This window comes from Rummeliibacillus sp. TYF005 (assembly GCF_003844195.1).
In the GTDB taxonomy this organism is placed as follows: domain Bacteria; phylum Bacillota; class Bacilli; order Bacillales_A; family Planococcaceae; genus Rummeliibacillus.
Window position 1 is genome coordinate 81,902 of record NZ_ML122549.1, and the last position, 9,850, is coordinate 91,751.

Here is a 9,850-nt window from a genome sequence, read left to right on the forward strand (position 1 = left end):
GGGATCTTTCAAATATATTCAATCTACAAAAATTCAGAAAGTGATTTTCGTTCAAGTTTAATTTCAATCTTAATTCTTATAGGTTGTATTATTTTAATAATGCTAGATATTTTCTTTAAAAAAGATAAAGATTCTTCTAAGAAATAGTAAATATAGTGTTAAAGCAAAGGATCTTCCACTTGAAGATCCTTTTTTTCATGTCTATAATACCTCATTAATTATTTCCCCTTATATTTAAGATCATATTAATCGAAGAGAAAAGGACGAATTCTTACTCCCTTGTAAATACGAGAGAACAGCCTAGCCGACCAAAGCATAGGGCGTTTTTCTTCTTTATTAGTAAATAATAGAAGAGTGTAAGACTTTGCAACAACTCCTATCTTCATACCTAGCCAAATTCCAATAACGAACTAGCGAATACAAGTATGCATCTATTGCAAAATAAAAGTGCAGATTTATGCTTCATAGTCCACCTTAGACATATTCCACTAAAACTTTTTCAACTTTTTTGTCAACTTATAGATTTGTCCTGCATATTATAACTTCTGTGATTGTTTATTTTAGGGGGGAGCTGATTAGGTAAGTATTTTTGCTAATTTCTGTTATTCGTAGTTTTGGAATTGTTTTATCTAAAAAAATAAAAAACGTTCTTTGGAGGGGTTATTATTACTTTATCATCACGTATTTCAAAATTCGTATTAACAGTTTTTTCTATGCTAGCATTATTTGTGGCATTTACTTTTGGTCATGCAAGCAATGCAAAAGCTTCCGTCAATTATGGAGAAGAAGTTTCACAAGTAGCAAAACGTTATTTAAATACTCCTTATAAATGGGGAGGAACGACGCCAAAAGGTTTTGATGCTAGTGGATTTACACAATATGTTTATAAAAAAGCAGCTACTAAAAAGGAGATACCAAGAACAAGTACTTTACAATATAAAGAAGGTAAATCTATTAAACAAAAGCAATTAAATCAAGGTGATTTAGTCTTTTATGCTACAGGAAAAAAAGGAGTAATATCTTTTGTTGCTATTTACAATGGTGATGGAACTTTTACTGGCGTTACGATGGATGGTGTAAAAGTTGTTAAAATGAACGGAAAGTATTGGAAAGATCGCTATATTGGTGCAAAACGAATTATTAAATAATCTCTAAACAAGATTAGAGGATGGCACAGAACAAAATTAGTTCTTTATAGACCGAATAATTGAATTTAATAGAATTAATTTTATTAAGAGCCTTTCTTTGGAAAAATAGATTCTGCATTGATGATTATCATTTAGAATTATGTGTGAAGTGGAGGACGGCGACTCCTGCGGGAATAGCTTGAGCTGAAAGCCCCACAGGAACGTAGTGACGAGGAGATTGAAGCCAAGCCCGCGGAAAGCGCTGTCTGGAACGGAACACAAAACTAATTGTTAAGAAATATATATAATAGCTTCAATCGAAAAAAAAGAAAATCCGAACAAATGTGAAATTTAAAAAAGAATTTCACATTATAGTTCGGATTATTCATTAGCTATAATACTTTTGTGACAATCTCTTTACGAAATTGCAAACAAGCTCCAACGTATATATCACTTCTTCTTAGCTTCATATACTTTCAACAACTTACCTTTTATTGTTGTGTTCTTCATTTTGTTTAACACAATTGGACCTTTATCATTTAGTATTTCAACATAAGAAAAAGTATCTAATATTGTAATGATACCAATATCCTCTACTGATACTCCGTCAATTTTTGCAATAGTTCCAACAAAATCTACTGCTCTAATCTTCTTCTTTTTACCACCATTAAAGTATAACTTCATGATTTGCTCATTTAATTTTTCACTTTTGGCATGTTTAATCGTTGGATCTACATTCATTTTTGAGTCAAATGCCGTTTTCTTACTTGCTACTTCCTCTTTTGAAGGAGCTACCATTTTCGGAATCTCAAAGCCAATGTATTCTTCAATTGCACTTAAAAACTGATTTTCAAATGGTGTAACAAAAGTGATGGCTTTCCCTTTTTGCCCTGCTCGTCCTGTTCTTCCTGTACGATGGACATAGCTTTCTTTCTCTAATGGAATGTCGTAGTTGATAACATGGGTTATATTATCAATATCAATTCCTCTAGCTGCCACATCTGTAGCAACTAAATAGCGGAATTCTCCTCTTCTAAAGTCATTCATCACAGCAAGTCGATCATCTTGAACCATGCCACCGTGGATTTTATCACAGCTATAACCTAAATCAGCTAGCTGCTCATATACAGTATCTACTCGATCTTTTGTTCGACAAAAGATTATGCAACTATCTGGATTTTCAACAATTGTTACATCTTTGAGCATAGAAAATTTATTCTTGTCTTCCACTTCAACAACAGAATGATCAATTTTATCAGTCGTGAGTCCCGTCGCCTTAATTTCAATATCGATAGGTGTTTTCATATAGTTAAGTGAGAGTTTTTTGATCTCTTCTGGTAAAGTAGCTGAAAATAACATGGTCACTCGTTTACGAGGTACCTCTTTGATAATAGCTTCTACTTGTTCGATAAATCCCATGTTTAACATTTCGTCCGCTTCATCGATAACAAGATAGTTAATCTTATCTAAGGACAGAGTACCTTTTTCAATATGATCTAACACACGACCTGGAGTACCAACGACCACATGTGTTTTTTGCTTTAGTTCTGTTTTTTGTATGGCAAAGGGTTGTTTTCCGTAAATCGCTGTTGCTTTTATCCGTTTATACCTGCCTATGTTTATGAAATCCTCTTTCACTTGCACAGCCAATTCTCTCGTTGGTGTCAAGATTAGCGCTTGAGGTTTATTTTCCTTCCAATCAACTAATTCACAAATTGGAATCCCGTATGAAGCGGTCTTCCCACTACCTGTTTGCGATTTCACGACAAGGTCTTTTTTCTCTAACACAAGAGGAATAACCTTACTTTGAACGGCTGTTGGATTTTCATATTCTAAGCTATCCAGCGCCTTTACTATTTCATTACTTAATTGATAATCTTTAAAACTTTCTTTGCACATAACGAAGCCTCTTTTATTTTTTAGGATTATTTATCCTTATTATTTCCTTGAGATTGTACCTCTATTCAAACTTTCATTATACGCTAATTAATAAAAAATGACCTGCTTTACGGCAAGTCAAGTTTTATAATTCCATTAAACTTTTAAACCTCAATTACCTGTGAACGGTTCAGCTATCGTAATGATATTTAATTTAAGTTGAAATTAAAATATTCTCTATTTTTACTTCTGACTGTTTGACGTTACTTGAAGATGTAGTAACGTTCACTTCAAATGCGTTGGCATATTCGAAAATTAACTTTTGATGATTGTCCAAATAAATGATTACACCATTATTGAAAGGTTCTTTAGCTGTAAAGATTGTATGAATAAGTTCGAAATCCGACTCGGTAAATGGTCCTTTAATTTTAATTTCTTCTATTCCATTGATACCATTGTCTCTGGAATTAGGCACCATATACTGACGCATGAATTTAACTGATTTTTCATCTTTCATCTATGTTGTAGTCCAATCTGTAAAGGAACCCCTTCAAAAAATGGAAAATAGCTATTTCTCCAAGGCATCGTTTTTGTAAACAATCCTAATCCCCATTTGAATTGAAGATACTGAGGGTTTGTAATATTTGTATCAATCATCTCTTCATAAATTTTATCTAAATCATCTACATCAAGCATCAAACAGATAAGTCCTCTATGCCCCTTATTATATTTTTCTACCCATTCTGCTTTCCACCCACCACCATCATTTTTTAATAGGTGAATCATTTCAAGATATTCATTTCCAATCCAAATGTTAGATGCTTTAAAGCCTTTTGTTCCTTTTCCCCATTTAGGCTCATAGGGTAACCCCGTATTTCGTACTGACTGAATAGCAGTTTTATCTGTTTGATACTTCTTATCAATATTTACAACCAAGTGATCGATTCTCATCATTCTCCCCCCAATGAAAATACTCTATAATTCTATTTCGATAATAACTCCTGTTTTCCTCTTGATATGGACAAGCTCTTTGGACAAATAATCTTTTTTACAGTATCTATAAATTTTTAAGCATATCCTATTTTATGGTGTTTTATTAAAAAGAAAGGAGGTGAGGATGTGTTCTTTTTCCCTTTAATAATAGGTATTGTTGTTGCAATAGCATTAACATTTGGTGTACGTATGTTAAAAAATAAAGGGTTCTCCAAAAACACGATCTATGCTTTTACGTTGGCACAATTGCTAATAGGTGTGTTATTTATCGTCTATGGATATGTGGAAGTTAGAGGTTGGGAAGGATTTGCTTATATGCAATTAGGCACCCCGATCATTCTAGTATCTTTCATTTCGTTTATTGTGTATTTAAATAATTCCAATAAAGTTATTAGAGAATAAGAATTGTATTAAAGAGCTTCAGTTAATTTGAATTTTAACTGAAGCTTTTCATTCAATTTAGAATGAAGCTAATTGTTATTGCTAATGTTCCCCACTCTTTTTCTTGTTCCGGCGTATAAATCTCATATGTCCCATCTATCATTTCATTAAGTGTCCATCCTTCGCAATCGAAGTCTTTAAAAGGAATATCTTCATACATTTCTTTAAACGTATCATATTTTCTTATTCCTGTTACATGGACTTTTAATGTTTCATCTTGTTGAGGAACTTTAATAAATTCGATCATATCACCAACTTTAATTTCCCTTCTCCTTTCATCGTTCAAACGAACTTCTACTTTCTTTTTCCCCTCTATAATCGATTGAAAATATTCTCCGTAAAGTTCCATTTTATGTATCATTCTTGTCACTTCCAGTGTTTATTAAAAATTTTTACATGAACTTTATTTAATCTCCCTATTTTTTTACTTACGTTTAAGTCACGCTTTTTGCTCGTTTGAATAGAGCGTATGCATAAAACGAAGATGCTAAATATAAAAGACCTGCAAAGTAATAGACAAAAATCACACCAAAATAGTCTGATATTAAACCCGTGATAAATACAGAAAAAGTAAACACTAAGTAATATAAGTTATCTTTTGCAGCGTATAGTTTTGCTAAGGATTCCTCCCTTAGTTGTTTTTGAATGAATACTTGCTGAGCAATATCGCGAAGTTGATAGAATGGCCCCATTAGTATTACTAATAAAATGGCTATTACTGCAATCTTATTCAATGCATATAGAAAAACCAAAAAGCTTACAAAGAATGAGCCAATCATAATAGCTCTAAACGGATTAGTTTGAACTTTATGGGAGAATAACATGATTAACATTCCACCCGCTATACTGCCAATGAAATAGCCTGTATTGATGAATCCCCACCATTGCTCTCCTTTGTTTAAGACCTCTTTTACAAATACAAGTGTAATACCACCAATCCATATACCCGAGGCAACTCCTTCTAATATATCCATGTTGGTAATTGTACGAAGGTTATTCCTAGGATTAAATAACATTGTCCATCCAGATTTAAAAGTGGCCCATTTAAGTTTTGTCGCTGAATAAGTTATCGAATTAGCTTTGATTTGAATAGATGTAATAAAAGAAATACATAAAAGAATGATAGATACAAGTAATATCAAAAGTTGTCCATATCTATTTAGCAACACTGCTCCTACCGACCATCCAATTAGAGAAAATACTTGATCCGTTGTACTGATTAAACTGTTTGCCCTTCCTAACTTATATTCAGTAACAGTAGTCGGGATTAAAGCCATTCTAGATGGAGAGGAAAATCCATCAACAAAACCAGCTATCCAAATCAAAAGAAAGATTAAAAATAAAATACTATGTATTGTAGCTTTGTTAAGTAGAATATAAACAGCAAATAAGATAACTATTTGCAAAAACATGGAGCGCTTCAAAATCTTTTGAAGTGGGTACTTTTCGGATATAAATGGGAAAACAAAAGAACTAAAAAATTTTCCAATTACATATACAAACATAACTAAAGCGGATAAGGTGGCTGAATTGGATAATTTATAAATACTTAAGGTCATTGTCATCGTAAATAATGATAAAGCTAATTTGCTAATGGAAATATTGCTCCATAAATAATAGAAACTTGAATTCATAAGCCCTCCAATATAACAGAAAATTGAAATATAATATATTTCATTATAAACCACTTTTGGTTTCATATATTAGAAAATGGATTATTGACTAAAATAATCCTATTAGAACTAATGATCTAGCACTATAAATAAAAATCTTACTTCTTCTACGTAATATAAAAATAGACCATAAAATTCCCAATCGAAAATTTTATGGTTCGACTACAGGTGCCAGGCACTGAAACAATTCTGGAAATAGGATACAAATTAAGTCTTAAATAATAGCTTTAATTAACTTAGAAAACACTCTTGATTTTCAGAGGAAGAGGTACAATGAAATCCCCTATTACTTGTGTTAAATGACATAATTAACGATGTACATCGACAATTTCACCTTCATGAATGGCTTCTATTAAAACCAAAATCCACTTGAGCTTCACTTTCTGGATGCTCTAACCGTTTATATTCTTTTGATTTTTCATCTTCTCTTACTGCTCTACAATCCATTCTAAAAATCAGACTGTGCGATATGCAATCGATACTAATTTGGCTCTATCATTCTTTCCATTTTTTGCGTACAATAGTTTTCGACTTGCTTTAAAGACTAGAATTTCAACTAAATTTGTTCTAGGGTATTTTATGCTTTTGCTTTTTTGTGGCTACTATTAATAAAGGAACACCTAAAATTGTAATGAAAGAAAGAATTGAGAAAGTATAAATTGAATTTTCAATACTGAAAAAAGATAATAATAGACCTCCTAAAGACGGCGCTATTACGTTACCTAATCTACTCAATCCCATAGTACCAAAATATGTACTTTTTAATTTAGATGTTGCTATTTGATCGGTTAAAATGTCTAGCATTGAGAATATTAAGACTTCTCCTATTGTGAAGATTATTATTGTTATGATGAATTGAAATAAGTTTGATGAAAGAGACATAAAAATTAAACTAACACTGATTAGAAAATTTCCCCCAATAATAGAGTTGATCGGAGAAAATTTTTTCATTACATTAATTACTGGGTATTGGATTAATAAAGCAGTAATTGCATTTAAAGATAGAATGATTGAGTAATAACCTGCCCCTTCTTTCATTCTCAAACTTAAATACTGAGGAAATGTAGAATTTAAGTGAGCGTATCCCGAAATTGAGAAAATAACCCCTAATAGTATCATTAAGAATTTTTTATCTTTTCTGATAACTAAAAATACTTTCTTTAAAGTGTTTTTTTCTTCCTCTATATGTACGTTTATAGAACTTGTTATAGATATAGAATGCTGAAAAGATAAAGATATTCCATATAATAAGTAAATTATGCTCGTAATTAAAAAAGGGTATGAGGTCTCACCTGAACCAAGATATAATCCCAGAATCGGACCAATCACTACACCCAAATTAATCGCTGTGTATCGGAAATTAAATATTTGCAAACGATTTTCCTCTTTGGTAATATCAGACAACAGTGCCTTAGAGGCTGGTTCAAAGATCGAATAACACAATCCATTTAATGAATTTAAAATAAAAAATGCAATTACTGAATTTGCTCGAAAAAAAGCAAAGAAGACTACTGACCACAATACAGAACTTATTATCATAGTTTTTCTTTTATCAATGATATCTGAAATATATCCCCCAAAAAAAGATGTGAAAACTCCTACTAATGAACTTGTCGCTATAATTAGCCCTACTATGGTTGGAGAAACACCTTTGATTTGAATAAGATAAATTGATAGAAATGGAATAGTCATAGAAGTTGCTATTCTGCTAATTAGAGTTCCAAAGATAATATTCCAGCCTAACGGATGGATTTGCAAAATTCTTGTTTTCAATAAACCCCCTCCACTTCTTTCAGCTTATAATTGAGCAGAAGAATTTAGACAGTATTGTAAATAAAACATTTTCTATGTTGTTTAATCAATCAAACTTGTAAAATTTTTTAATCTATTTAAAGACTCATGTATTAATTCGTTTGAAACTGCAAAATTTAAACGTATATTATTAGGTTCTCCAAAAGCTTCCCCAGGAACAACTGAAAGTAATTGCTCTTCAAGTAAAAGGCTACAAAATACATCAGAGCTTGTTATCTCCACATTTTTATATTTTTTACCTATAAAATTTGAGATATTGGGAAATACATAAAAAGCGCCTTCCGGCATATAGCACCTAATTCCACCAATTTCATTAAGCCCATTTACTAGTAAATCACGTCGTTTTTTGTACTCTTCTACCATTTTGTTATCAAAATTCTGAATTGCTGCAATACCAGCATATTGAGAAATCGTTGCTGGACTACCAGTAGCGTGACTTTGGAAATTAGAGATTGCTACTGCTATATCTAACGGTGCGGCAATATAACCTAAACGCCAACCAGGCATTGAGAATACTTTCGAAAAACCATTCGTAATTATTGTTCGATTTAATAAATCAGGGAAAATAGACGGTAAACTAAAATGTGATCCTTCATATACAAATTTATCGTATATCTCGTCAGAAATAATTAAAATATTGGGATATTCTAATAACACTTCTCCAATCTCTTTAAGCTCTATTTCAGAGTAAACTGAACCTGTTGGATTATTAGGAGAGGTTAGAACAACCGCTTTAGTTTTTTGTGTTATACTTTCTCTTAAAAGCTCCGCAGTCAAGCACTCCTTAATTTTCTTGATTTTTCGTTCATTTTTATCCCTCTATTCTTTATCAAATTGTTATTAATTTCATTATTTTCTCAACGCTTTTGATAACTTTATCAATTTCCTGATAATTTTTCGCTTTAACCATAACCCATCCACTTCTGTCGTAACTTGATTCAATGCTTCCTATTTGATCGCCAACTTCTAAATTTATATTGTAATCCACTACATTGGGATGTTTTTTTAAAGTATCTAATCCCTCTAACGTCTTAACAAACCCTGGTTTGGCATCTAAAAACTTAATTGCACAAACAGAACTTTCATGAACAGAGGGGATGTCATATTCTAGATCAGCTAATTCTGCAAAAATAGGTGTATGCATATCACAATTATTTGCTATTTCCGTAATATTAACGATATTATCCCCACCGTAGCGAGTATGTACCTCTCCTACGATAAATCCATCTGCACTATGAAACCCCTCTAGATGTAATGGACCAAATTGAATATCTAAAGCTCTAACAACATCTTGTAATACCTGTCTATACATGAGTTCATTTTCTTTTTTACGTGCATAAGGTGAGATATGACCTGACTCTACAAATGTTTGTGAATATAAAAGCTTTTTGGTAACCCCCCATAAATATACGTTTCCTTTGTAAATAATTGCTTCTAAAGAAACCTCTTCTCCTTCAATAAATTCTTCAACTAAGATAAAATCCTCTTCATCTTTATAGATAATTGTCTGATTAAATGCCGTCTCAATTTCATGCTCTTCTTCAACTTTGCGAACACCTATACTCCCCTGTTGATTCCGAGGTTTTAAAATAATAGGATGTTTGTTACATTTCCAAAATTCTTTCACTTCATCGATAGTTTTACATAAATTGAATTTCGGGGATAAAAACCCGTGGTCTTTCAAAATTTTTCTTGTTATATACTTATCAAGACATGATTTAACACTACTGATTGAATTACCTTTAAAGTTAAACAATGATTGTATTTTAGAGACGTTATATAGCGCTGCCTCCTTGAAAGTAAAAATAGCATCTAACTTTTCCATTTGATGAATTTTTTCTGTTACCAAAAGTAGTTCATCAAAGTTAGTGAAATCTACTATAATTTTTTTATAAGATACTTTGTCAAATTAAGTGCAACAGTTCT

General features: G+C 31.7%; 10 protein-coding genes. 2 read left to right on the forward strand and 8 right to left on the reverse strand.

What is annotated here, in order from left to right; all coding sequences use genetic code 11:
- The first annotated feature begins 713 nt into the window (after positions 1-713).
- On the forward strand, positions 714-1,148 hold the full coding sequence (locus tag CW357_RS07090; protein ID WP_241155057.1) for a C40 family peptidase: 435 nt from the start codon (positions 714-716) through the stop codon (positions 1,146-1,148).
- Between the two features lie 429 nt (positions 1,149-1,577).
- Here CW357_RS07090 and CW357_RS07095 read toward each other — a convergent pair whose 3' ends face one another.
- The 3 genes from CW357_RS07095 to CW357_RS07105 form a co-directional block, all read right to left on the reverse strand.
- On the reverse strand, positions 1,578-3,026 hold the full coding sequence (locus CW357_RS07095) for a DEAD/DEAH box helicase (protein ID WP_124217686.1): 1,449 nt from the start codon (positions 3,024-3,026) through the stop codon (positions 1,578-1,580).
- A gap of 193 nt (positions 3,027-3,219) precedes the next feature.
- Positions 3,220-3,495, reverse strand: coding sequence for a hypothetical protein (locus tag CW357_RS07100; RefSeq protein ID WP_164489561.1), 276 nt, complete (start codon positions 3,493-3,495; stop codon positions 3,220-3,222).
- A gap of 23 nt (positions 3,496-3,518) precedes the next feature.
- Positions 3,519-3,956 (reverse strand): hypothetical protein, encoded by a 438-nt coding sequence (locus tag CW357_RS07105; RefSeq protein WP_124217688.1) that lies wholly within the window; start codon positions 3,954-3,956, stop codon positions 3,519-3,521.
- A 168-nt stretch (positions 3,957-4,124) separates the two neighbouring features.
- Between CW357_RS07105 and CW357_RS07110 the strand changes: the two genes are divergently transcribed.
- A complete protein-coding gene (locus tag CW357_RS07110; RefSeq protein ID WP_206426812.1) occupies positions 4,125-4,400 on the forward strand; it encodes a YesK family protein in 276 nt (91 codons plus the stop codon).
- A 52-nt stretch (positions 4,401-4,452) separates the two neighbouring features.
- Here CW357_RS07110 and CW357_RS07115 read toward each other — a convergent pair whose 3' ends face one another.
- The 5 genes from CW357_RS07115 to CW357_RS07135 all read right to left on the reverse strand — a co-directional run bounded on the left by CW357_RS07115 (position 4,453) and on the right by CW357_RS07135 (position 9,773).
- Complete coding sequence (locus CW357_RS07115) at positions 4,453-4,800, reverse strand: ASCH domain-containing protein (RefSeq protein WP_124217689.1); 348 nt, start codon at positions 4,798-4,800, stop codon at positions 4,453-4,455.
- Between the two features lie 73 nt (positions 4,801-4,873).
- The gene (locus CW357_RS07120) at positions 4,874-6,073 is read right to left on the reverse strand and encodes an MFS transporter (protein ID WP_164489562.1); all 1,200 of its coding nucleotides are present in this window, start codon (positions 6,071-6,073) and stop codon (positions 4,874-4,876) included.
- 606 nt (positions 6,074-6,679) lie between these two features.
- Positions 6,680-7,885, reverse strand: a complete 1,206-nt coding sequence (locus CW357_RS07125) for an MDR family MFS transporter (RefSeq protein WP_119416916.1) — start codon at positions 7,883-7,885, stop codon at positions 6,680-6,682.
- Positions 7,886-7,966: 81 nt separating this feature from the next.
- Positions 7,967-8,701: an aminotransferase class I/II-fold pyridoxal phosphate-dependent enzyme gene (locus CW357_RS07130; RefSeq protein ID WP_233548169.1), complete on the reverse strand. Its 735-nt coding sequence runs from the start codon at positions 8,699-8,701 to the stop codon at positions 7,967-7,969.
- 52 nt (positions 8,702-8,753) lie between these two features.
- The gene (locus CW357_RS07135) at positions 8,754-9,773 is read right to left on the reverse strand and encodes an ATP-grasp domain-containing protein (protein WP_164489563.1); all 1,020 of its coding nucleotides are present in this window, start codon (positions 9,771-9,773) and stop codon (positions 8,754-8,756) included.
- Positions 9,774-9,850: the final 77 nt, after the last annotated feature.

Bases quoted from the DNA above. Each gene is read 5' to 3' on its own strand.
- CW357_RS07090 (WP_241155057.1), top strand. From the start codon at position 714: ATGCTAGCATTATTTGTGGCATTTACTTTTGGTCATGCAAGCAATGCA.
- CW357_RS07095 (WP_124217686.1), bottom strand. From the start codon at position 3,026: ATGTGCAAAGAAAGTTTTAAAGATTATCAATTAAGTAATGAAATAGTA.
- CW357_RS07100 (WP_164489561.1), bottom strand. From the start codon at position 3,495: ATGCGTCAGTATATGGTGCCTAATTCCAGAGACAATGGTATCAATGGA.
- CW357_RS07105 (WP_124217688.1), bottom strand. From the start codon at position 3,956: ATGAGAATCGATCACTTGGTTGTAAATATTGATAAGAAGTATCAAACA.
- CW357_RS07115 (WP_124217689.1), bottom strand. From the start codon at position 4,800: ATGATACATAAAATGGAACTTTACGGAGAATATTTTCAATCGATTATA.
- CW357_RS07120 (WP_164489562.1), bottom strand. From the start codon at position 6,073: ATGAATTCAAGTTTCTATTATTTATGGAGCAATATTTCCATTAGCAAA.